Source organism: Bradyrhizobium sp. SPXBL-04 (assembly GCF_051853035.1).
Lineage (GTDB): Bacteria > Pseudomonadota > Alphaproteobacteria > Rhizobiales > Xanthobacteraceae > Bradyrhizobium > Bradyrhizobium zhanjiangense.
This window is the reverse complement of record NZ_CP182472.1, coordinates 2,622,743-2,645,575: the sequence shown is the minus strand read 5'-3', so window position 1 is coordinate 2,645,575 and position 22,833 is coordinate 2,622,743. Positions and strand designations below refer to the sequence as shown.

25 protein-coding genes and 1 pseudogene are annotated in these 22,833 nt (G+C 61.7%); 11 read left to right on the top strand and 15 right to left on the bottom strand.

Annotated features, from left to right (window positions below; genetic code table 11):
- Window positions 1-13: 13 nt before the first annotated feature.
- The 12 genes from ACNJX8_RS12360 to ACNJX8_RS12305 form a co-directional block, all read right to left on the bottom strand.
- Window positions 14-1,090, bottom strand: a complete 1,077-nt coding sequence (locus ACNJX8_RS12360; protein ID WP_439361894.1) for an AI-2E family transporter — start codon at window positions 1,088-1,090, stop codon at window positions 14-16.
- Window positions 1,091-1,322: 232 nt separating this feature from the next.
- The gene (aroQ, locus tag ACNJX8_RS12355; protein ID WP_439360820.1) at window positions 1,323-1,772 is read right to left on the bottom strand and encodes a type II 3-dehydroquinate dehydratase; all 450 of its coding nucleotides are present in this window, start codon (window positions 1,770-1,772) and stop codon (window positions 1,323-1,325) included.
- 13 nt (window positions 1,773-1,785) lie between these two features.
- Window positions 1,786-2,532: an amino acid ABC transporter ATP-binding protein gene (locus tag ACNJX8_RS12350; RefSeq protein WP_439360819.1), complete on the bottom strand. Its 747-nt coding sequence runs from the start codon at window positions 2,530-2,532 to the stop codon at window positions 1,786-1,788.
- Window positions 2,533-2,594: 62 nt separating this feature from the next.
- Window positions 2,595-3,422, bottom strand: coding sequence for a transporter substrate-binding domain-containing protein (locus ACNJX8_RS12345; protein WP_439360818.1), 828 nt, complete (start codon window positions 3,420-3,422; stop codon window positions 2,595-2,597).
- A gap of 52 nt (window positions 3,423-3,474) precedes the next feature.
- A complete protein-coding gene (locus tag ACNJX8_RS12340) occupies window positions 3,475-4,131 on the bottom strand; it encodes an amino acid ABC transporter permease (RefSeq protein ID WP_128932306.1) in 657 nt (218 codons plus the stop codon).
- Window positions 4,132-4,141: 10 nt separating this feature from the next.
- Complete coding sequence (locus ACNJX8_RS12335; RefSeq protein ID WP_439360817.1) at window positions 4,142-4,810, bottom strand: amino acid ABC transporter permease; 669 nt, start codon at window positions 4,808-4,810, stop codon at window positions 4,142-4,144.
- A gap of 51 nt (window positions 4,811-4,861) precedes the next feature.
- On the bottom strand, window positions 4,862-5,716 hold the full coding sequence (locus ACNJX8_RS12330) for a shikimate dehydrogenase (protein WP_439360816.1): 855 nt from the start codon (window positions 5,714-5,716) through the stop codon (window positions 4,862-4,864).
- 15 nt (window positions 5,717-5,731) lie between these two features.
- Window positions 5,732-6,559: a shikimate dehydrogenase gene (aroE, locus tag ACNJX8_RS12325; protein ID WP_439360815.1), complete on the bottom strand. Its 828-nt coding sequence runs from the start codon at window positions 6,557-6,559 to the stop codon at window positions 5,732-5,734.
- A 3-nt stretch (window positions 6,560-6,562) separates the two neighbouring features.
- On the bottom strand, window positions 6,563-7,789 hold the full coding sequence (locus tag ACNJX8_RS12320; RefSeq protein WP_439360814.1) for a CaiB/BaiF CoA transferase family protein: 1,227 nt from the start codon (window positions 7,787-7,789) through the stop codon (window positions 6,563-6,565).
- Complete coding sequence (locus ACNJX8_RS12315) at window positions 7,786-8,256, bottom strand: MaoC family dehydratase (protein WP_439360813.1); 471 nt, start codon at window positions 8,254-8,256, stop codon at window positions 7,786-7,788. The genes ACNJX8_RS12320 and ACNJX8_RS12315 overlap by 4 nt, the downstream gene beginning before the upstream one ends.
- 19 nt (window positions 8,257-8,275) lie before the next feature.
- Window positions 8,276-8,662: a VOC family protein gene (locus ACNJX8_RS12310; RefSeq protein WP_128945180.1), complete on the bottom strand. Its 387-nt coding sequence runs from the start codon at window positions 8,660-8,662 to the stop codon at window positions 8,276-8,278.
- Window positions 8,663-8,666: 4 nt separating this feature from the next.
- On the bottom strand, window positions 8,667-9,611 hold the full coding sequence (locus ACNJX8_RS12305; RefSeq protein ID WP_128945179.1) for a ketopantoate reductase family protein: 945 nt from the start codon (window positions 9,609-9,611) through the stop codon (window positions 8,667-8,669).
- Window positions 9,612-9,713: 102 nt separating this feature from the next.
- On the opposite strand from ACNJX8_RS12305, the gene ACNJX8_RS12300 reads away from it, so the two are divergent.
- From ACNJX8_RS12300 to ACNJX8_RS12270, 7 genes are all read left to right on the top strand, one after another.
- A complete protein-coding gene (locus ACNJX8_RS12300) occupies window positions 9,714-10,694 on the top strand; it encodes a LysR family transcriptional regulator (RefSeq protein ID WP_439360812.1) in 981 nt (326 codons plus the stop codon).
- A 428-nt stretch (window positions 10,695-11,122) separates the two neighbouring features.
- Window positions 11,123-13,093: an AMP-binding protein gene (locus ACNJX8_RS12295; RefSeq protein ID WP_439360811.1), complete on the top strand. Its 1,971-nt coding sequence runs from the start codon at window positions 11,123-11,125 to the stop codon at window positions 13,091-13,093.
- Window positions 13,090-13,875 (top strand): ABC transporter ATP-binding protein, encoded by a 786-nt coding sequence (locus ACNJX8_RS12290; RefSeq protein WP_439360810.1) that lies wholly within the window; start codon window positions 13,090-13,092, stop codon window positions 13,873-13,875. Before ACNJX8_RS12295 ends, ACNJX8_RS12290 begins: the two co-directional genes overlap by 4 nt.
- A 9-nt stretch (window positions 13,876-13,884) precedes the next feature.
- Window positions 13,885-14,814: a branched-chain amino acid ABC transporter permease gene (locus tag ACNJX8_RS12285; protein WP_091878473.1), complete on the top strand. Its 930-nt coding sequence runs from the start codon at window positions 13,885-13,887 to the stop codon at window positions 14,812-14,814.
- 14 nt (window positions 14,815-14,828) lie between these two features.
- The gene (locus ACNJX8_RS12280; protein WP_439360809.1) at window positions 14,829-15,956 is read left to right on the top strand and encodes a branched-chain amino acid ABC transporter permease; all 1,128 of its coding nucleotides are present in this window, start codon (window positions 14,829-14,831) and stop codon (window positions 15,954-15,956) included.
- Between the two features lie 101 nt (window positions 15,957-16,057).
- Window positions 16,058-17,377, top strand: a complete 1,320-nt coding sequence (locus ACNJX8_RS12275; RefSeq protein WP_439360808.1) for an ABC transporter substrate-binding protein — start codon at window positions 16,058-16,060, stop codon at window positions 17,375-17,377.
- Between the two features lie 75 nt (window positions 17,378-17,452).
- Window positions 17,453-18,292, top strand: coding sequence for an ABC transporter ATP-binding protein (locus ACNJX8_RS12270; protein WP_439360807.1), 840 nt, complete (start codon window positions 17,453-17,455; stop codon window positions 18,290-18,292).
- A gap of 83 nt (window positions 18,293-18,375) precedes the next feature.
- Here ACNJX8_RS12270 and modD read toward each other — a convergent pair whose 3' ends face one another.
- Window positions 18,376-19,290 carry a ModD protein gene (gene modD / locus ACNJX8_RS12265; protein ID WP_439360806.1) on the bottom strand — a complete coding sequence of 305 codons (915 nt, stop codon included), beginning with the start codon at window positions 19,288-19,290 and terminating at the stop codon, window positions 18,376-18,378.
- A gap of 231 nt (window positions 19,291-19,521) precedes the next feature.
- Between modD and modA the strand changes: the two genes are divergently transcribed.
- The 4 genes and pseudogenes from modA to ACNJX8_RS12245 all read left to right on the top strand — a co-directional run bounded on the left by modA (window position 19,522) and on the right by ACNJX8_RS12245 (window position 22,315).
- Window positions 19,522-20,259, top strand: coding sequence for a molybdate ABC transporter substrate-binding protein (gene modA, locus ACNJX8_RS12260; RefSeq protein ID WP_439360805.1), 738 nt, complete (start codon window positions 19,522-19,524; stop codon window positions 20,257-20,259).
- Window positions 20,260-20,264: 5 nt separating this feature from the next.
- A complete protein-coding gene (gene modB, locus ACNJX8_RS12255; protein ID WP_439360804.1) occupies window positions 20,265-20,951 on the top strand; it encodes a molybdate ABC transporter permease subunit in 687 nt (228 codons plus the stop codon).
- Window positions 20,948-21,646 (top strand): annotated as a pseudogene (gene modC / locus ACNJX8_RS12250) (molybdenum ABC transporter ATP-binding protein); the annotation flags it as partial. The gene modB and the pseudogene modC, both read left to right, overlap by 4 nt.
- Window positions 21,647-21,697: 51 nt before the next feature.
- On the top strand, window positions 21,698-22,315 hold the full coding sequence (locus ACNJX8_RS12245; protein WP_439361893.1) for a DUF2478 domain-containing protein: 618 nt from the start codon (window positions 21,698-21,700) through the stop codon (window positions 22,313-22,315).
- Here the strand turns inward: ACNJX8_RS12245 and ACNJX8_RS12240 are convergent.
- Entirely contained in the window at window positions 22,289-22,495 is a 207-nt protein-coding gene (locus ACNJX8_RS12240) for a TOBE domain-containing protein (protein WP_080136000.1), read from the bottom strand. The genes ACNJX8_RS12245 and ACNJX8_RS12240 overlap by 27 nt on opposite strands.
- 3 nt (window positions 22,496-22,498) lie before the next feature.
- Window positions 22,499-22,795 (bottom strand): ferredoxin family protein, encoded by a 297-nt coding sequence (locus tag ACNJX8_RS12235; RefSeq protein WP_131870862.1) that lies wholly within the window; start codon window positions 22,793-22,795, stop codon window positions 22,499-22,501.
- Between the last annotated feature and the right edge of the window lie 38 nt (window positions 22,796-22,833).

Here is a 22,833-nt window from a genome sequence, read left to right as displayed (position 1 = left end):
GGGGACGATTGATCTAGGTCAACGGCGCGTCGACGGCTTCCGTTGCGGCAACGGCAGCCTGGTCCACCGGAATCGGCGTAGCCCGGTCGATCCCGATCCATGCAGCCGCCAATTCCCAAGCAACCGACAGGATGATCGGCCCGATGAACAGGCCGATGATCCCATGCGCGAGCGTACCACCGATGACCCCGATCAGGATCACGAGCGTCGGCGTCGTCAGGCCTCGCCCCATGAGAAGCGGCTTCAGGACGTTATCAAGAAGACCGACGGCAACGAGATAGACCGTCAAGAGCAGGGCTACGGTCACGTCCTTGTCCATCCATATCCAAACAACCACGGGAAGAAGCACGATAGCCGCGCCGATCTGAACGATCGATAGCAAGAGCACGATGATTGCGAGCAGCCCTGCGCTTGGGAGGCCAGCGAGCTTGAAACCGATGCCCGCCAGCAGGGCCTGCACGATGGCGACACCGATGACACCCTGTGAGACCGCGCGTATGGTGGCCCCGGCGAGCTCCAGGAAGTGCTCGCTCTGGTCGGGCACGATGCGCAACAGGAAGCCCCGGAGCGCGGCAACAAGCTGCGCCCCGTACGGAAGCAGGAAACCGGCAACGACCACCGACAGCAGGAATTGGAGCATTCCGATGCCGGCGTCGCCCGCAAACGACAACATCGTCCCGGCGAGCGGTTTCAAATACGGCGCCACCTCGCGCAACGCAGCACGGATATTCGTGTAGGCCTCATCCCAGAACGCGTAGAGCTGCGGACCGATCAAGGGCCAATCCCTGATCTGCTCTGGCGCCGCCTGAAGCACGAGATCCCCGCTGCCGATCTGGCCCGCAAGGTCCCGGAGCCCTTCAACCGCACTCAGGCCCAGCCAGGCGGCGGGACCGATGACGATGCCTAGCGTGACGAGGGTGAGAACGGCCGAGGCGATCCGGGGACGATCGCCGAGGCGTTGGGCGAGCCAGGCAAAAACCGGGTAGAACGCCACCGCCAGCACCGCGCTCCAAGTCAGGATCGGCACGAACGGTCGGATGATCAGAAATGTCCATAGGATCAGCAGGCCGAGCAGCGCCAGCCGGATCACAAGCTGGACAACATCGTCGGTGGACAGAAGTTGGCGAAGTGTCTTCAAGGCTTTGTGCCGGATCTCAGAGGCCAGACAGCTTATAGCTTGAAGACCGCGGGGGCCGGAGACTTGATCCAGATCAAGCGAGCGGTTCCGACCACTACGCCCTCCGCCGACGCCGGCGCAGACTACCAAACATCCGCAGCGATCGGCGTGAGACGTTGGCGCATCACGACGGACTCATAAGATGCTATCCCTTCTTCTCATCAAGCAGCTTGGCCACACGACGCAAGCCGAGCAGATAACCCTGGGTCCCGAAGCCTGCGATGACTCCATCAGCTCGTTTGGAGACAAACGAGTGGTGGCGGAATTCCTCGCGTTTGTGCACGTTGGAAATGTGCACCTCGATCACTGTCCCCTCGAACGTGTTTAGAGCATCCAGGATGGCGACCGACGTATGGGTGAAAGCCGCAGGATTCATCACGATACCGGCAGCCGTCTCGCGCGCCTCGTGGATCCACTCGATCAGCTCGTATTCCCTGTTGGATTGATGAAAGCGAATCTCCAGGCCGAGCTCCTTGGCTAGCGCTCGACAATCCCGTTCCACATCCGCGAGCGTCTCGTGGCCATAGATGTGGGGCTGGCGCTTGCCGAGCAAATTGAGATTTGGCCCGTTGAGGACGTAGACAAGATGACTCATGGAAGTACTCCGTTCAGTGATGGGCGAGGATCTCACCAAGGAACTGCCTGGTGCGGGTATGCTGTGGATTGCGGAAGAAAGCGCCGGGCTCGCCTGCTTCGATGATCTGGCCTTCAGCCATGAAGATGACCCGGTCGGCAACCTGGCGGGCAAAGCCCATCTCGTGGGTGACGCAAATCATGGTCATGCCGTCGTTGGCGAGGCCGATCATCGTATCGAGCACCTCCTTGACCATTTCGGGATCGAGAGCCGAGGTCGGCTCGTCAAACAGCATCACCTTGGGCTGCATGCAGAGCGCACGCGCAATCGCGACGCGCTGTTGCTGACCGCCCGAGAGCTGAGCCGGATACTTCTCAGCCTGGTCACCGATGCGCACGCGCTCGAGGTATTTTCGCGCGGTCGCTTCCGCCTCGGTCTTGCCGATGCGGCGCGCGCGAATGGGCGCGAGCATGCAGTTCTGCAAGACCGTCATATGCGGAAAAAGGTTGAAGCTCTGAAAGACCATGCCGACGTCCTGACGTACGACATCGATTGCCTTGATGCTGTCGTCAAGCCGATGACCGTTCACTACGATACTGCCCTGCTGGATCGCCTCGAGGCGGTTGATGCAGCGGATCAGCGTCGACTTGCCTGAGCCGGACGGACCGCAGAGCACGATCTTCTCGCCCTTGCGCACGGTGAGATCGACGTTGCGGAGAGCTTGGTACCCGCCGTACCACTTCTGCACGCCCTTCATTTCGATCAGGATCTGGTCCTGCATGGATTCGGCCTCCAACATCGACAGCGGCCAACGCGCGCAGCGCGTCGGCCGCTTAACGGTATTTACTGGGCTGTGAACGGAACGCCGGGGACCGAGTCAGGGAAGGTCGGCACGGGCGCCTTCATCCATTTGGCGTAGAAGCCGGCCAACTTGCCGTTCGACTTGATCTGGTCGATGAACTTGTTGGCGGTCTCGTTCCACTCTTTGTCTCCCAGGCGGGTGCAGGCTCCGTTGTACAGCGCGGTGAAGTGAAGCTTGGGCTCGAACCCAAGTTCCGGCTTTGCGGCGTTCAGACGCTGCGGGTAGAAGCTGTTTGCGCCGACGGCCTGCACCTGACCCGAGAGCAGCGCCTGGATCGTGGCCGCATCATCATCAAATCTGCGGATTTCGGTGCCCGCTGGAGCACTATTGGTGACCTGGGTGTCCTGCGTGGAGGACCTCGGAACGCCTATAACGTACTTGCCCATATCGGCATTGCTGCTGATCGGCGTTGCCTGGGCAGCGACAAGCGTGATCTCATTGGCGACATAAGGCTTGGAATACTGCACCGCCTTTGCACGCTCGGGCAGCATCGCCATGGTTGCGAACAGAATATCTACGCGGCCTGTGGTCAGCGCCGGAATACGATTGGCCACCGCCAGCGGGACGAACTCGGCCTTCACGCCAAGATATTCAGCGAAGGCGCGCCCCATATCGGCATCGATGCCATCCTGCTTTCCTGAGCTATCGACATAGCCCCAAGGAGGATTGTCGCCCTGGATGCCGATGACGACGATGCCCTTCTTCTTCACGTCTTCCAGAGTGCCCGCATGCGCTTTACCTGCGACGGCGACGGTCCCCAGTATCAGCAGCGCGGCGCCGAGCTGGCGACGATTGATCGAAAATAGCATCTGATGTTTCCTCCTCGTGATGGCTCTGTTTGATTGGGCAAGTGCGCCGTTCCTACCTTTGACTGGCCAGGGCGAGCCTGGCCTCCATCCGGCTGCCCCACCATGAGAGTGGCCAGCAGAGGATGAAATACATCGCGCCGACCACGCCGAAGACGAGCAACGGCTGGAAGGTCTGGTTCGATACGATTTGACCGGCGCGGGCGAGTTCGATGAAGCCGACGATGGCGGCGAGCGAAGTGCCTTTGATGAGCTGCACGAGATAGCCGATGGTCGCCGGCAGCGAGATACGGATCGCCTGCGGCAGCACGATGTCGCGCATGCGGGACGAATAATGCAGTCCAAGCGCCATTGCCGCCTCGGTCTGGCCGCGCGGCACGGCCTGTATCGCTCCGCGCCAAATCTCACCAAGGAAGGCGGAGGCATTCACGGTGAAGCCGATCGCCACCGCGACGAAGGCGTCGAGCTTCAGCCCGGTTAGCGCCAATCCGTAATACACGACGAAAAGCTGCAGCAGCAGCGGAGTGCCCTGGAATATCCCGATGTAAATGCGGATGACCCATTCCACGCCCTTATGACCACAGGTGCGCAGCAATGCGACAGCCAGCCCCGCCGTGCAGCCGCCCGCAAACGCGACCAGCGTCAACAGCATCGTCCATTGCAGCCCACGCATCAGGAAACCGAACTCAGGGAGGCCAAAATGCGGTGCCATGATCTCCCCCTCAGCGTGTCGGATATGAGAAGAAGCGGTGAGAGATGACCGCGAAGCCCAGCATCAACAGCCAGGAGATCGCGAGGTAGAGGAAAGTGACGAAGAAGTAGACCTCGAAGCTGCGGAATGTGTCGCTTTCGATGCGCTGCGCAACCGACGTCAATTCGTAAGCCGATACGGCCGAACAGATCGACGAGGTCAGCGTCAGCATGATGAACTGACCCGTGAGCGAGGGGTAGATCGCGCGAAGCGCTGGCTTGAGCACAACGAACCGGAATACCTGCCCTTTGTGCAGTCCGAGCGCGTAGCCGGCTTCTACCTGTCCCTTATGAATGGACTGCACCCCGCCGCGGATGATCTCGATGGCGTAGGCGCCGCCATTGACACCGAGTGCGATGACGGCGGTAGCTGTCGGATTGAGCTTCAATCCGACGAGCGGCAGGGCGAAGAACAGAAAGAAGATCTGCACCAGGAAAGGCGTATTGCGCACGGTCTCGACGAAGCCGATCACGAGAGCACGCAACCACGCCGCCTTCGAATCGCGTGCCGCGACGCCGGCGACACCGATCACCATTGCGAGCGTCATGCCGGCAAGCGCCAGGCCCAACGTACCCACGCACCCCCACAGCAGCGCGGGCATCGCATGCCAAACCACCGAGAAATCGAGCGTGTAGCCCATCTTGCGTTTCCTCTCGGGCGTTGTACGTGCCGCTCGCCCATCGGCCGGGTGTCACCCTCCCCGGGATGCAAAAGTGGCGAAGAAGACGTCTGGATCAGGTGAGATGCCCGTGAACAGGCGGAATGCCTCGGTGCCCTGGAAAATCGCCATGCCACCACCATCGACGGTGCGGCAGCCGAGGGCACGCGCCGCGCGCAGCAGTGCGGTTTCGAGCGGGAAGTAGACGATCTCGGCGACCCACAGATCGGGACGCAGCAGGGCCGTCGGCAGCGGCGTGCCCGGATACTTGTCCATGCCGATCGGCGTCGCGTTGACAATTCCGTCTGCAGCAGCGACGGCCGCCGCGACATCATGACCGGCCCTCAAGTGCCCCTCTACAAATCGGGGGGACAAGCTATCCACCAAACTCTGCGCCTTGGCCACGTCGACGTCGATGATGGTTAGTTCCCGCACGCCCAGCTTCATGAGCGCGAAAGCGACCGCCGAGCCTGCGCCGCCCGCGCCGAATTGGACGACGCGACCGAGCGATGCACCTTGCATGTTGCGGCGAAAGTTCTCGGCGAAGCCGAACCAGTCCGTGTTGTGGCCGGTCATTCGGCCATTCCTGATGACCACGGTGTTCACGGCGCCAAGCGCCTCTGCGTCAGGCGAAAGCTCATCCAGGAGTGGAAGGATCGCCTGCTTGCAGGGATGGGTCACGTTCAACCCGTCAAAGCCCATCCGCCTTGCGGCCGTGAGCAACTCCGGCAACGCCTCCACACCGAGCTTCAACTCTGTCAGATCGATCTTCTTGTAGATATAGCGGATGCCAGCGGCGTCTGCGGCCGCTTCGTGCATAGGCGGGGTGCGGGACGCAGCGATGCCACTGCCGATCAGGCCGACGAGAAAGCTGGACTTCGGATGCATGCTCGGCATCGCCCGTCAGCTCAATGGGACGGTCAGTTCGACGATGACCCGAGCCGTGCTCGGTCGAACGCCGCGCCACCAGGAAAAAGCTTCGGCCGCCTGCTCGACCAGCATGCCGACGCCGTCGGCCAGCTTGGCTACGCCTTCGGCGCGGGCCGCTTGCAGAAAGGGCGTCAGCCCTTTGCCATAGGCGAGTTCGTACGCCAGCGCCGCACCGCGGAAGACATTGCCTGGAAGCGGCGGCATTTCACCCCGCAGGCTGGCCGACGTCGCGTTGACGACGACGTCATAGCCCTCGGCAAGATCGGCCAGTTCAGCATAGCCGCTGACGATCAGCGGACCACAGCCGGCAAACTCTTCGGCCAATGCGACCGCTTTCGACAGCGTTCGGTTGACCAGAACCAGCTCGGACGGCTCCTGGCGCAGGAACGGCAGCAGCGCGCCACGCGCTGCTCCTCCAGCGCCGAGCATTAGGACGCGCCGGCCGGCCATTTTGACGCCGAGATTGACGGTGATGTCACGCACCAGGCCGATCCCGTCGAAATTCTCGGCAATGATCCGATCGCCGTCGAATTTCAGGCAGTTTGCGGCGCCTGCTCGTTTGGCGCTCTCTGAAAGCTCATTTGCGTAGGCGAATGCATCGAGCTTGAACGGGGCAGTGATGTTCAGCCCCTTGGCGCCCTCCGTCCGGAATTGATCAACCCGCTCGCTGAAGCCATCGATTGGTCCCTCGATCGCCTCATAGACAAGGTCCTGTCCCGTCATTTCGGCGAAAGTGCCATGGATGAGGGGTGATTTGCTGAAGCCGATCGGATTGCCAATCACCGCATAACGATCGCTCATGACTTACTCCTGCACTGCAGTTTCGTTGTAGAGAACACCGTCTCGCACCATCGCGTCGATGGTTTGGGCCGACAGTCCCAGCGACTCTGCAATGCGGCGATTGTCCTGGCCGAGCAGTGGTGCCGGAGTGCGCACCGTGATGTCGCAGCTGGAGAAGCGGAAGGGCAGGTTCGGCAACGTCACCCTGCCGAGAACAGGATGCTCCTGCTCGACCAGCATGCCACGCGCGTGAATCTGCGGATCCCTCACGACCTCTTCGATGGTCTGCACAGGAGCGGACGGCACACCTGCTTGCTCGAGTGCGGCAAGACAGGCATCCCGAGACGGCTGCGACAGCGTCCAGTTGCGCACAATTTCCATCGCCTCGGCATAGTGGGCGTTCCGCGCGGCAGGCGTGGTGAAGCGTTCATCGGATGACAACCTGCTTCCTCCGATCAGCGCCGCCAATCGTCGCCACGCATCATCGACTTGCGCAGCGATGACAAGATTGCCGTCCTTGGCCGGAAAGACCCCGTAAACGGTCGAGTCCGGCTGTCCGCTACCGGTCTGCTTCGGCAGGTCGGTACCGCCGGAGAGGAAGTAACGCTGAACCGCATAGTCGTGCATCGAGACCATGCAGTCGTACAGCGCCAGATCGATATGCTGGCCGCGGCCGGACGACGCGCGGCCGACCAGCGCTGCATTGATGGCAGCCACACCGTGAATGCCGGTATACATGTCGGCCAGTGGCATCCGCAGCAGCGGCGGCGCTTCACCGGGGGAGCCCAGTTGCGCCAGAGCGCCCGACATCGCCTCTGCGATCAGGCCGAAGCCCGGACGGTCGGCATAGGGACCGGTGTGGCCATAGGCGGAGACCGAGCAGTAGATCAGTCCGGGATTCCGCGTCGACAGCGCCTTGTAACCGAGCCCGAGGCGCTCGAGTGCGCCGGGGCGGTAGTTCTCGATGAAGACGTCGGCTGTGTCCACCAGCTTCATCATCATGTCGAGACCACGCGTGTCGCGCAGATCGATACACAATCCCTGCTTCCCCATGTTCTGCTGCAGGAAGTAGCCGGATTGTCCGTCCTTGAAATACCCATGGGCTCGGCCCGCATCGCCTTGCCTAGGACGCTCCACCTTTATGACTTCCGCGCCCATCGCGGCGAGGCAACGGCCCATGAACGGGCCGGCCAGGAAATGGCTGTAGTCGATGACGCGAATGCCTTTGAGCGGCAGATCTTGTGCCGTCATGCCTGCTCTCCTGCGGCGTTGGTCTTCGGGCGCATCGGAATCATCAGTCGATGCTCACCGAGCTGCACCACGTCGCCGCGCTGATTGATCAGCTCTGACGGCAGCACCACGATGCCCCATCCATCACGCTTCGTGGCGCGCATTGAACCGACGCGGAACTTCACGTGCACGGTGTCACCGAGCTTGATCGGTAGCTTGAAATCCCACGTCCAGCCCAGCGACATTCCCGGGAGGAAACGGTAGTCGGCACGGGTCTTCAAACCGTCGGCCAGCGACAGACCGAACAGCCCGTGCGCGACGCGCGTGCCGAATGGCGTGGTTTTGGCGTATTCCTCGTCGACATGGACCGGCGTGAAATCACCCGTCAGTTCGGCATAGGCATTCACCATCGCTTCGGTGACCGTCACCGAGGGGGTGATGCATTCGTCACCGACTCTGGCATCGTCCCAGTAGCGCTCACCGGTCATGTCGCGTCTTCCTCTAACTCTAGGCACGGGGATTGATCGCCAGGGCGGCTTCCACGGCGCCTGCACTGGCTTGCAAGATTTCGACGTTGAGCCCGCCCGGTAGCTCGAGCCAGTTCGGCCCGGCAGGCAACGCCTTGGCGCCCCACGCGGCCGCACGGGCGAGCACACCTTCGTAATCGTCGACCATGATGCCGAGATGGGCGAGACGCCCCTCTGGTCCCACGAAGTTCGGATCTTCGATGAGTTGCACGCTTCCGAGCACCCACACCTGACGTGGGCGCGCGCCATCGGCGGGTTGCTCGTCGCGAATGGCAAGACCAAGCACCTCACGAAAGAAGTCGACGTGACGATCAACGTCAGGCACACGGATGGCGACGTGTTCGACATAGGCACGGGGCGGCGACATCGTCTCAGGACCTTCCAGGATAGTCGCTGCGGGCGTATTCGATGCCCTTGACTAACGCGACGAGGGTGGAATTTACGGGAGTTGGGACGTTGAGCCTGGAACCCCAACGCACGACGGAGCCGTGGATGTAGTCGACCTCGGTCAGGTTGCCGGACTGCAAACTCTGCAACATCGACGTCTTGAACTCGGGCGGTAGACCAGCGGATGCCATCGTCCAAGCGCGTCGCGGATCGGTGATCGAGATCTTCACGCCGGCCGCCTGCGCGACCGCGATGCCCTCTGAGATCGCGGCCAGCGCGCAATCTTCCAGGATCGGCAGCGAATAGAGACCGCCATACGTCAGCCCGGTAACGGCGGTAATTCCTCCTCCGGCGACATTGATGAACAACTTGTCCCACATCGTGCCCAAGATGTTGTCGCTGAGCAGCGTGAGAATGCCGGCACGATTGAATGTCTCGGAAATTCGCTGAGCGCGTTCCGTCAGGCGTCCATCGAGCTCGCCGATGATGGTTTCCTTGCCGATGACCCCGGAGCGGACATGACCGGGGCCGAGCAGCACGCCGCCTACGTAGGTTTTGCCTGCCACGACCCGGTCACGACCGACTTCCTCAGAAAGGATGTCCTCATGACCAAGACCGTTTTGAAGCGACATCACGACCGTCTGCGGTCCGATGATCGGCGCTGCCGCCCGGATCGCATCCCGCGTGTGATAGGACTTGACAAGGACGATGACGAGGTCCGCCACGATGCCGACCTGGGTCGCGGAGGTACAGGCAGAGACCTTCACAACGGTCTCGGCGTCACCTTCGAGCATCCGGAGACCACTGGCATTGATCGCGTCGACATGAGCCTGAAACGGATCGATCAACCAAACCTCGGCACCGCCGCGTGCCAGCGTGCCGCCGATGGTCGAGCCCAGGGCTCCTGCTCCGATAAAGCAGATCCTCATCCGAACGCTTCTCCCTCGCCCATTTTGGCGTTGGAAGCGTGGTAGCAGGCTGCCCGGTATTTGGATATGCTATGATCCTTATATCCATTATTGCAGAATGCAATGAAGCACCGGGACCTCTCCGAGACGAACCTGCTGGAGCCGCGCCTGCTCCGGCTCTTCGATGCATTGTTCACCACGGGTAGCGTGACCAAGGCAGCCGAGAAGCTCGGTCAAAGCCAGCCGACCATTTCGATCTGGCTGGCGCGCCTGCGAAAGGAACTGGACGATCCGCTCTTTATCCGGTCGGCGGAGGGAATGCTGCCGACCCCACGCGCCGAGGCCCTCATCGGCACGGCCAGACAGGCGTTGGAGATGCTGCGTCGTCTGGCGGAGCTTCGCCCCGAGTTTGATCCGGCGACTGCAAAGCGCCGCTTCGTCATCTGCATGACGGATGCGAGCCACATCACGCTGCTTCCGGCCATCCTCGCCCACGTTCGCCGCGTTGCTCCGGGCATCCGCATCGAGGCGGCGCAGATCGGCGGCGATACCCCACGAATGCTGCAGTCTGGCGAAGCCGATCTGGCGCTCGGCTACATCTCGGACCTCGACGCTGGGCACTTCCAACAGGCACTCTTTCCGCAGGATTGGGTCTGCTTGGCGAACGCAAAACATGCCCGGATCCGCGACCGCATCACCGCAAAGGATTTCAGGCGTGAGGCGCACGTCCTCATTCGCTCCGGCACCGGACATCAGTTGCTCGCGGCCGCGCTACAGGAGCAGCGGATAGTCCTTGACGTTGCGCTTGAGCTGCCGGGCTTTTTGGGGTTACCCGCAATCGTCGGAACGACTGACCTGATCGCCACCCTTCCAAGGCACATCGGCGAAACGTTGGCTCACTATTACGGACTGCGCGTGCTCGACTGCCCGCTGGAGATCGTCGGCTTTACGGTGAAGCAATATTGGCACGCCCGCTTCCATCACGACCCGGCAAGCCAATGGCTGCGTGACGTGTGCGGTGAGCTCTTTCAACAGCAGGAAGTGCGGGGTCTACATCGTTCCGGCCGGCCAAAGAAACGAAGGCCACGCGATTTGCCGTCGTAGTCGACCGTTTAAACGTTCGGTTTGCGCAAAAAAGGCTGCCGATGTCATGTATCCGGCCCTCGAAGCCTCGGTTGGTCAGGGCGGCAAGGCAGCCCTCCACCGCCTTTGCAGCCGACCAATGCGCTACGCAGAATAGGATTTTCCCCTGTCGGAATGGAGCGCAGCTTCAATATCGCAACGCAACATAAATCTGGACGCTCGAGTTTAGCCGTCAACGCCGCAATCGGTTATTGGCAGGCGGCCCCCTCAATGACCCACCGCCCGGACGGTCACGACAATCTCGGCCCGGCAAAACCGGGACTTGTAGGACTTTCGAACCGTTGTAATGTTGGAACGTGCGGCATTCGCATGGCTGCTTCCCATAAAGGGCGCGGCGTCACCATAAGCAGGCGCGAACCAACGCGTCGGTTTTTGGGATCGAGAGCGACATGGCCGATGGCGGATCGTTTGATACGTTCCCCAAGTTGCTTCTGCGAAATGCGACGCAGTTCGGCACGCGTCCGGCGTTTCGACACAAGGATCTTGGCATTTGGCAGACGTGGACGTGGGCCCAGGTTGCTGCGATCGTCCGGGCTTACGCCGCGGGCTTGCATCGACTTGGACTGCAGCCAGGAGACAAGATCGCGGTAGTGGGTTCCAACCGACCGAAGCTCTACTGGACCATGATGGCAGCGCAGGCGCTGCAAGCGATTCCGGTTCCGGTTTACTCGGACGCAGTGGCTGAAGAGCTTGCCTTTGTTCTCGCGCACGCTGAGGCGAGCTTTGTTGCAGCACAGGATCAGGAGCAAGTGGACAAGGTCTTGTCCGTATGCGAGCGAGTGCCGCATCTTCAAAAGATTCTCTATGACGAGTCGCGCGGCCTTGATGGCTACGCGGACAGCCGGCTGATCGCAATCCACGATGTCATCGAGGACGGTCGCGCAGCGCTTACGGCGGATCCGGCGCTCTGTGGACAGATCGATGAATTCGTCCGGCAGGGTGATGGTTCTGACATCGCGGTCATCCTCTACACCTCGGGAACGACCGGCGCGTCGAAGGGCGTCATGCTGTCGACGCGAGGCTGCATTGACGCCGCGTCGGACACCACCAGGTTCGACGGACTGGCCGACCACGACGTGGTGTTCGCATATCTGCCGCTGGCCTGGGTGGGCGATCATTACCTCAACTATGTGCAAGGCCTTGTCGCTGGCTTCTGCATGGCATGTCCCGAGAGTAGTGAAACGATCGAGCAGGATCGGCGCGAGATCGGACCGACCTTCTATTTCGCGCCGCCGCGTGGTTTCGAGGCCATGCTGACGCGCCTGATGATCCGCATGGAGGACGCTGCGCCTGTCAAGCGTCGAATGTTCAACTACTTTCTCGACGTGGCGCGCCGGTATGGCGAGAGGGTGTTGACCGGAAAACAGGTGCCGCTGCGGGGCCGGTTGCTCTATGCACTCGGGCGCTTGCTGGTCTACGAACCTCTCAAGAATGTTCTCGGCCTGTCCCGGGTGCGTGTCGCGTACACTGCAGGCGAAGCCATCGGTCCGGACTTGTTCGCGTTCTACCGCTCGATCGGACTAAATCTGAAGCAGCTCTACGGCCAGACCGAAGCCTTCCTGTACGTGACGTGCCAGCCTGATGGCGAGATCTACCCCGATACGGTTGGTCCGGCGGCCCCGAACGTCGACATCCGCATTGCGCAATCGGGCGAAGTGCAATTTCGCTCGCCCGGCATGTTCGTCGGATATTTCAAGGATCAAGCAAAGACCGCGGAAACCATGACATTCGACGGTTACGTCAAGACCGGCGATGCGGGCTTTTTCGACGAGAAGACCGGACATCTAAAGATCATCGATCGGGCGAAGGACGTCGGCTGGCTGGCTGACGGCACGATGGTTGCGCCGAAGTACCTTGAGAACAAACTGAAGTTTTTTCCCAATATCAAGGAAGCGATCACTTTCGGCGACTCGAGAGAGTTTGTTTGCGCCATGATCAACATCGACCCGGTCGCTGTCGCGAATTGGGCGGAGCGCAACAATATCGCCTATGGCTCCTATCAGGAGCTTGCCGGGCATCCGCTGGTCTATGACATGGTAGCGAAAGACGTTGCCGCGGTGAACCACTCTCTCGTCAAGGAAAGGGTGCTGGCGGGCGCTCAAATTCGTCGCTTTCTCATTTTGCACAAGGAACTCGACGCAGATGACGGCGAATTGACCCGCACGCAGAAGGTGCGTCGCCGGTTCATTGCCGAGCGCTATGCGCCACTGGTCACCGCACTCTACGACGGCTCGCATGAGGCCGACATTTCCACTGAAGTCACCTTTGAGGATGGCCGCAAGGGCACTATCGCGGCTCGTGTCAAGATCCGCGACATGCAGGCCACGGGTTCGGCGGAATCTTTGGGGAAGGCAGCATGAGAGCGCCGGACACGAACGAGATCCTGCTTCAAGTCGAGGGCGTAGCCCTGGCCTTCGGCGGCGTCAGGGCGCTGAGGGACGTTTCGTTCAACGTGAGAAAAGGCGAAATTCGGGCCATCATCGGCCCCAACGGCGCCGGCAAGACCTCGATGCTCAACGTCATCAACGGTTTCTATCACCCTGATCGTGGCGCCATCACCTTCAAGGGGCGCACCCGGGCCAGGATGCAGCCTTTCGAGGCCGCCCGCGGCGGCATCGCGCGCACCTTCCAGAACGTCGCCCTGTTCAAGGGAATGAGCGCGCTCGACAACATCATGGCTGGCCGCACGCTGAAGGTGCGCCGGGGCCTCTTATGGCAGATGCTGCGTTACGGCCCTGCTCTGGCAGAGGAAGTCGAGCATCGGCACCGGGTCGAGGAGATTATCGACTTCCTGGAGATCGAATCGATCCGCAAGGTGCCTGTCGGGCGCTTGCCATACGGCTTGCAGAAGCGCGTCGAGCTTGGTCGCGCTCTCGCCATGGAGCCCGACCTTCTTCTCCTCGACGAGCCCATGGCAGGGATGAATCTCGAGGAGAAGGAGGACATGTCGCGGTTCATTATCGATGTGAACAGCCATTACGGCACAACGATCGTGCTGATCGAGCACGACATGGCTGTGGTCATGGATCTATCGGATCGCGTGGCGGTGCTCGATCATGGCGTAAAGATCGCCGACGGCACCCCGGACGAGATGAGGGAGAACCAGGCCGTCATCGACGCCTATCTTGGCGTCGCACACTGAGGTGCGTTCGTGATCGCATTGGGTCAGTTTCTCGAGGTCCTGATCGGCGGATTGATGTCCGGCGTGCTCTATTCGCTGGTAGCCCTCGGCTTCGTGCTGATTTTCAAGGCATCCGGCGTTTTTAATTTTGCTCAGGGTGCAATGGTATTGCTCGCGGGATTGGCGCTGGTTCGCTCGCTCGATCTCCTCGTGGCCAACGGCTTCCCGCTTTGGGTTGCGATCGTTCTCGGCATCGGCTTTGCCGCCGTGATCATGGCGACAACGGCTTGGCTGATCGAGCGGTTCGTGATCGGACCCCTCATCAACCAGGACGCCCTCACGCTGTTCATGTCCACCATCGGCGTGACATTCGTTCTCGAGGGCGCGGCGGAAATGATCTTCGGATCGGATGTTTATCCGTTGCGGCTATTCCCGACGGACGCCTGGTTCGTGTTTGAGGGCCTCTTCCCGGGTGGAATTCTGATCAACAAGCTGGACGTCTGGGGTGCGTTGATCGCAGGCATCCTGGTCGCCGGCCTCGCGATCTTCTTTCAGCGTACCAAGACCGGTCGCGCACTCAGGGCTGTGGCCGATGACCATTTGGCCGCGCACTCGGTTGGGATTCCAATCAGTTGGATCTGGTTCGTGGTCTGGCTCGTTGCCGGTCTCGTTGCGCTGGTTGCAGCGACCGTGTGGGGCACCAAGCTTGGTGTGCAATTTTCCATCACCTTTCTCGCGCTGAAGGCTCTGCCGGTCCTGATCATCGGGGGCCTCACCTCCATTCCGGGAGCCATCGCCGGCGGGCTCATTGTCGGGGCGGGTGAGAAACTTGCAGAGGTGTACCTCGGGCCATCTATCGGCGGCGGTATCGAATATTGGTTTGGCTATGTGCTGGCGTTAACAGTGTTGCTTGTGCGGCCGCAGGGCCTGTTCGGCGAGCGGATCATCGAGCGTATCTGAGACAGGAGCTAGCTTTGCTTTATCGTGAGGTCGGCCAATTCAAGACAACCTACGCAGAGGATATGGCGATCTTCCCGATCCGTCAGGACCGCATTGCGGTCGCGATCTTGCTCGGCATCGCTTTCATTGGGGTGCCGGTGCTGGCCAGCTTCCATATCTGGCCGTTTGGTAGCGAGTATCTGCTGTGGGCGATTCTGCTGCCCTTCCTGATCCTCGCACTCGCTGCCATCGGCACAAACATTCTCGTCGGCTATTGCGGCCAAATCTCGCTCGGCAGCGGTGCGTTCATGGCCATTGGCGCCTATTCCGCCTACAAGCTGGCGACAGGCGTTCATGTCCCGCTCACCTCGCATGGCTTCGCGATTTCGATCCCGCCTTTGCCCGTATTGGTATCCATTCTGCTTGGCGGGTTCATGGCGGCGGGTGTCGGAATCCTGTTCGGGATTCCCAGTCTGCGGATCAAGGGCCTCTATCTTGCGGTTGCAACGCTCGCGGCGCAGTTCTTCTTCGACTGGGTATTCCTGCGGGTGCCGTGGTTCACCAACTACGCCCCGTCAGGGTCGGTCAATGCGCCGGAACTGAATTTCTTCGGTGTGGTCGTTCGCACGCCGATCGAACGCTATCTGCTGTGCCTGATCTTCGTCACGGTGATCGCGGTCTTGGCGAAGAATCTCGTCCGCGGCAACCTTGGCCGGCAATGGATGGCAATTCGCGATATGGATATCGCTGCCGAGCTGATCGGCATCCGGCCACTCTATGCAAAGCTCACCGCCTTCGCGGTCTCTTCATTTATCATCGGCGTGGCGGGCGCACTTTGGGCGTTCGTCTACCTTGGCTCATGGGAGCCGCTCGCGTTCTCGATCGACCGTTCGCTCGAGCTCTTGTTCATGGTGATAATTGGTGGGCTAGGATCCATCATGGGCCCGTTCGTCGGGGCGGCGTTTATCCTCATTGTGCCGATCATGCTGAACGTCCTTCCAACCCAGCTCGGCGTGCCGCTGTCGACGGAAACGATCACTCACCTGCAGTTCATTATCTTTGGGTCGTTGATCTGCTATCTTCTCATCAAAGAACCCCATGGGTTCGCCCGGCTGATATCAATCGGCAAGGAGAAGCTCAGACTTTGGCCGTTTCCCTATTGAAGTTGCGATCGCGCCTCGAGCGGATGGCGGCTGTTGACAAAGGAGGAAGGAAACAATCCCCCGAACGGAAAAAGAGGGGCTCAAAGGAGGAGAATATCAACATGGCAAGTATTGCACGCAATGTACTGATCCTGGCGGCCGCGTTGTCGGGCGCGGTTGCACCGGCCGCAGCGCAAGACGAGCAGTTCATCCCAATTCTGTCCTACCGGACCGGACCGTACGCTGTGAACGGAGCGCCCTACGCAAACGGCGTTGTGGACTATTATAACCTGATCAATGAGCGTGACGGCGGTATCAACGGCGTCAAGATTCTGACCGAAGAATGCGAGACGAGTTACGCGACCGACAAGGGCGTTGAGTGCTACGAGCGCCTCAAGGGCAAGGGACCGACCGGCGCGGCCTTCATCAACCCGCTATCGACCGGGATCACCTTTGCCCTCACCGAGAAGACCGCGACCGACAAAATCCCGATCATCACTATGGGGTACGGCCGTGCCGATTCCAAGAACGGCGCGGTGTTCGCCTACAACTTCCCATTGCTCGGCACTTACTGGTCGGCGGCGGATATCGCGATCCAGCATGTTGCCAAGGAACTCGGTGGCTTCGACAAGCTGAAAGGCAGGAAGATTTCGCTGCTGTATCACGACAGCCCCTATGGCAAGGAGCCGATTCCGATGCTGCAGGTGCTGGCGCAGAAGTACGGCTTTGCGTTCACCTCGATCCCGGTCACGCACCCCGGTGTCGAGCAGAAGTCGCAATGGCTGGCGATCCGCCAGAATCGACCGGACTATGTCCTGGTCTGGGGCTGGGGCGTCATGAACAGCACGGCAATTAAGGAAGCGGCGGCCGTTGCGTATCCGCGCGAGAAGATGATCGGTGTTTGGTGGTCGGGCGCAGAGCCCGACGTGACGCCGGCAGGCGATCAGGCCACAGGTTACAAATCACTGATGCTTCAGCATGGTGCTGGCAGGTTTCCCGTCCATGCTGACATAGAGAAATACGTCTACGCGAAAGGCAAAGGTTCAACGGAATCTGGCAAGGTCGGCGAAGTTCTCTACAACCGTGGCATGGTCAACGCCATGCTCGGCGTGGAGGCGATCCGGAAGGCGCAGGAAAAGTTCGGCAAGAAACCGCTGACGGGCGAGCAGGTCCGTTGGGGGCTGGAGAACCTCATCCTCACCGATGCACGCATCAAGGAACTCGGATTTGAGGGGATGTTGAAGCCGGTCAGCATTTCCTGCTCCGATCACGAGGGTGCGCGCTACGGGCGCGTTCAGCAGTGGGATGGCAAGGCCTGGAAAGTAATCTCCGACTGGTACACGGCAGACGAATCGCTCATCGAACCGCTCGTCGCCGATGTGTCCGCGAAGTATGCCGCGGAGAAGAAGATCCAGCCGCGCGACTGCGCGAAAGAAACTTGAACCAGTCTGGCTGATCCGGGAGGCAGGTTTGCCTGCTCCCGGATCCCCGAAGGTGCAACTGTTTGGAGGTCTGCCGTGTCAACCCCCAAGGTCGCTCCGGCGACGGAAGCGGCAGCTCTGGTTCTGTCGGTCAACAATATCGAGGTTGTCTACGATCACGTCATCCTCGTGCTAAAAGGCGTATCGCTGGAGGTCCCGCGGGGCGCCATTGTCGCGCTTCTCGGTGCCAATGGTGCCGGTAAGACCACGACCCTGAAGGCGATCTCGAATCTGCTGCATGCAGAGCGCGGCGAAGTCACCAAGGGGTCGATTCTGTTCGACGGCGTCGAGGTGAAGTCCCTGTCGCCGAGCGATCTGGTGCAGCGCGGTTGCATCCAGGTGATGGAGGGGCGACGTGCCTTCCCTCACCTCACGATAGAAGAGAATCTTCTGACTGGCGCCTTCACGCGCAGGGACGGCAAGTCGGCGATCACGCAGGACCTTGAGCGGGTCTATGCCTATTTCCCCCGCCTCAGAGAGCGACGTGATTCCACCGCCGGTTATACGTCAGGCGGTGAACAGCAGATGTGCGTGATCGGGCGCGCGCTGATGTCGTGCCCGAAGATGATCCTGCTCGACGAACCTTCGATGGGCCTTGCGCCGCAGATCGTGGAGGAGATCTTCGAGATCGTGAAGGATCTCAACGTCAAGGAAGGTGTTTCCTTTCTTCTCGCCGAGCAGAACACCAATATGGCGCTCAAATACGCGAGCCACGGCTATATCCTCGAAAATGGCCGCGTGGTGATGGACGGCGAGGCACGGGCGCTCGCAGCAAATGAGGACGTCAAGGAATTCTACCTTGGCGTTGCCGGTGATAGGCGAAAATCATTCCGCGACGTGAAGCACTACAAGCGTCGCAAGCGCTGGCTCGGATGACGCAGAGCGATCGGCTCCGCTCGTCGGGAATGTATGCAACCCAGCGTCCGGGCTTGCACTGCTGCTGTGAGTAGTCTGAACATTTATCTTAACGGCGATCCCAGCCCAGAGCCGTTGACGCTGCACGCCTTGCGTCTGCTTTCATCGGCTGCCGCGATCCGCACCTGCACATCCTTCGGCTTTGCCAGATAGGGGGACGACGTGACAAGGACATCGGCTCCGGTAGCGGCATAGGCCGCGGCATTTGCTGCATTGACTCCACCTGCGGCAGCAATGATCGGACGGGCCCGCGTATAGGCTACGGATGCCATGCGCTTGACCAATGCGGCGACATCAGCCGGTGAGAATTTCTCGGTCTGAATCACGTCGAAACCTGCCACCGCCGCGGCAAGTGCGGCGTCGGCGGTCTTCACCTCGATCACGAGCTTCTTCTCCGGCGCCGCCCGGCGCAATCGCTCAACCGCCTGAAACAGCGGCAGCTCGCCGAGAAAGGCGCGGTGCTCGGGAAATACCAGCACCGTCTCCGAAAGGCCGAGCCGGTGCATCACGGCGCCGCCCGCCTTCACGGCTGCCACTGCAAAGCGCTTGGTCCCGGGTACATTCTTGCGCGTGCAGGCCACCGGGATCTGCGGTGCGACCGCTCTCGCCGCATCGACGATGGCGCGGGTCTCGCTGGCAACGCCGGACCAGATCTCGATCAGAGTCTGCGCCACCTTCCAGCTCCGCAACAGCGCGGCGGCCGGGCCTCGCGCTTGTAGGATTTGTGCGCCCTCTTGAAGCGCCGCACCGGATGCGGCAAAGAGCTCCACCTCGCATCCCGCAAGCGCGATGAGCGCCGCCGCATCCTCGGCGAGCGCCAACACCATTGGTGAGCGCGCCGCAAACTGCATGACGCCGATGGCCGCACCGATTCCGAGCGCATCCGTCGTGAGGTCGCCGTAAGGCACGTCGTCCTCCAGCAGGCGCTCGAGCTCGGCGCGGGATGCCACCGTTGCCATGTCGTGTCCCTTCGTTGATGTCGGCTTGCCGACGGGCTGTGTCGGAAACTCGACAAGAGCGATCGGTCCCGCCGCCGCAAGACCAGGAAATCACCCGATTTGACGTCATTCCTGCAAGGCGCGCACCAGACTGCGCCTTCACATCCGGCACGCCAATTGCTGAGACGATTGCGGCCGGCGCCTCGCAGCAATCGGGTTGCTTGGAAGCAATTGCCGCTGCTGGAGTTCGTCATGAAACTACTTCGCCCGATCGCCGTCATCGCGAGCCTGCTGCTCGGATGCGCACCAACGCAGGCTGCACAGACCAATGTTGCCGTGGCCGCCAACTTCACCGATGCCGCCAAGGAGATCGCCGCCCTCTTCAAGCATAAGACGCTGAGCTTCGGGGCGAGCGGGCAATTCTACACGCAAATCACGCAGGGCGCGCCATTCCAGGTCTTCCTGTCGGCCGACGATTCACGGCCGAAGAAACTCGTCGAGGACGGCCTTGCGGCTGCCGAGAACCGCTTCACCTATGCGATCGGCAAGCTCGTGCTCTGGAGCAAGTCACCTGGAATCGTGACGGGCGAGGAGACGTTGAAGGCCGCGTCCTTCGCAAAACTCTCGATCTGCAACCCGGCTGCCGCGCCCTACGGTCTCGCCGCTGTGGAAACCATGAAGTCGCTGAAGCTCTACGATGCGCTGAAGCCGAAGCTGGTGGAAGGCGCAACCATCACCCAGGCTTACCAGTTCGTCGAGACCGGGAACGCCGAGGTCGGCTTCGTCGCGCTGTCGCAACTCACCGGCAGCGAGGCCGGTTCGCGCTGGGTGGTGCCGCAGGCACTCTATAATCCGATCCGCCAGGACGCGGTGCTGCTGAAGAGCGGCGCCGGAAACGAGGCCGCCGGTGCGTTCATCGCCTTCCTCAGGGGCCCCGAGGCTCGCTCCATCATCGAGAAATACGGTTACGTGCTGGACGGGCAGAGCTGACGCGCATGGAGATCTGGTCGGAGGAGATCCGCCAATCGGTCCTGCTGACGATCGAGCTCGCCGCGATCTCGACCGTGATCCTGCTGGTGCTGGCGACGCCGCTCGCCTGGTGGCTGGCGCACGCCAAGGGGTGGTGGACCGAGATCATCGCGAGCGTAATCGCGCTGCCGCTGGTGCTGCCGCCGACCGTGCTCGGCTTCTATCTCCTGGTGCTGCTCGGCCCGGACGGACCGGGCGGATGGATCGCGCATTTGTGGGGCGGGCGCACGCTCGCCTTCACCTTCGAGGGCTTGGTCATCGGCTCGGTGGCGTATTCGATGCCCTTCGTGGTGCAGCCGATCCGCAACGCCTTCACTGCCGTGGGCGAGCGGCCGCTCGAGGTCGCCGCCACCCTGCGCGCCTCGCCCTTGCGCACGTTCTGGACCGTCGCGGTGCCACTGGCGCGGCCAGGATTCCTGACCGGCGCTGTGCTCGGCTTCGCGCACACCGTCGGCGAATTCGGCCTCGTGCTGATGATCGGCGGCAACATTCCCGGGCGCACCAAGGTGCTGTCCGTCGCGATCTTCGACTATGTCGAGACCTCACGCTGGCGCGAGGCGAGCATGCTCGCGGGCGTCATGGTGATCTTCGCCTTCGCGGTGATCCTGACCATGACGCTGGTCGACAAGCGCGCTGCGAGGGCTGCGGCATGAGAATGGCCGAACCCGGCCGGATCAACGCGGCCTTTCGCGGCAGGCTCGGTAATTTCATACTCGATGCCGAGCTCAGCCTGCCCGCCAGCGGTGTCACCGCGATCTTCGGACCGTCCGGCTGCGGCAAGACCACGGTGGCGCGCTGCATCGCTGGCCTGCAGCGCATGCCCGACGGTTTTTGCGCTGTGGACGGAGAGGTCTGGCAGGACGGTTCGTCGTTTCGGCCCGTGCACCAGCGGCCAATCGGCTACGTGTTCCAGGAAGCGAGCCTGTTTCCGCATCTGTCGGTGCGCGGCAATCTCCTGTTCGGCGCGCCGAAGGCCGCGGGCGCGCAGATCGTATTCGACGAGGTCGTGGAGCTGCTCGGCGTGGCCGCGCTGCTCCACCGCTCGCCGCACCGACTTTCCGGCGGAGAGCGGCAGCGCGTCGCGATCGGCCGCGCGCTGCTGTCGCAGCCAAAGCTCCTGCTGATGGACGAGCCCCTGGCCGCGCTCGACCGCACCACCAGGAACGAGATCTTGCCGTTCCTCGAGCGTGTGCACGAACGGCTGTCGCTGCCGGTATTCTATATCAGCCATGACATGAGCGAGATTGAGCGCTTTGCCGATCATCTGGTGCTGATGGAGCAAGGCCGCGTCGTTGGCTCCGGCCCGCTGCATACCCTCCATCCGATACCGCTGGCCGGGAGCCGCGATCGGCATGGCGATTGCTCGCCACGACGGAAGAGCGTAGGAAAACGGACGAGGATGACTTCCACGCCGATCGACTTCCACGACATCGACCCGAACCGCGTCGCCGCAATACTTTACCGCTCGCAGGACGACGTCGATACCTTGCTCGCCGACTTCGCCGAGACGCTGGCGCGATCGGGCGAACGGATCGGTGGCGTCGTCCAGCGCAACCTCAAGGACGGCGCCGGCTGCCAGGTCGGCATGCAGGCGATCGACCTCATGACCGGCCACGAGATTTCGATCTGCCAGCCGCTCGGCTCGGGCGCAATGGCCTGCAAGCTCGACGCCGCGGGACTGGCCGAGGCGGCAGTTGCGGTCACCCGCGCGATCGCGGCGGACGTCGACCTCGTCGTGATCAACAAATTCTCCAAGCAGGAGGCCGCCGGCGAAGGTCTGCGCGACGAGCTCGCCGACGCCATCGCCGCCGGTATCCCCGTGCTCACGGCCGTGCCCGAAAAATGCCTCGACGCCTGGAACGATTTTACCGGCGGTATCGGCACCAGCCTCTTGTGTGAACGAGGTGCGATCGAGGGCTGGTGGCAGGACCTGTCATCGCGCATCAAGCGGGCTCGGGCGGCGCGGCTGCCCGCCGATGCGCCCGCGGCGCTACTTGCCGATCATCACGTCGGATGACTTGATCACGGCCGAGACGGCATCGCCCACCTTCAGGGCGAGATCGTCCACGGCCTCGTTGGTGATCGCGGAAAATACGACCAGGCCCGGGGCGAGCTCGATCTTCACATGGGCCGTCGTCGTTCCCTTCGTGACGGCGACGATCCGTCCCGGGAGAATGTTGCGGGCGCTGAGCTTCATGGGTCAGCCGAACTTGAACAGCACGCCGTAACCACCGCGCGGATAGCTCCACTCGATGTCGCCGCTCTCCTCGCAGATCACGCGGCAGGTGCCGCACTCGATGCAGCCGTCGACGGTGATCTCGACCTGGCCCTTGTCGTTGAGCTCGTAGCAGCGCGCGGGACAAGCCTTCAGCATCGTCAGCAGTTCAGGCGATGGTGTGGTGTGGGGCCGCACCTTGATGTGGGCGCGCCCGGCATCGACCAGATAACGGTTGTAGAACAGCTTGTCCTCGACACGTACGGATGGCTCGATCGACATGGTTTGGGTCTCCATCGCTAGTGTTGCGTTTCCTTGTC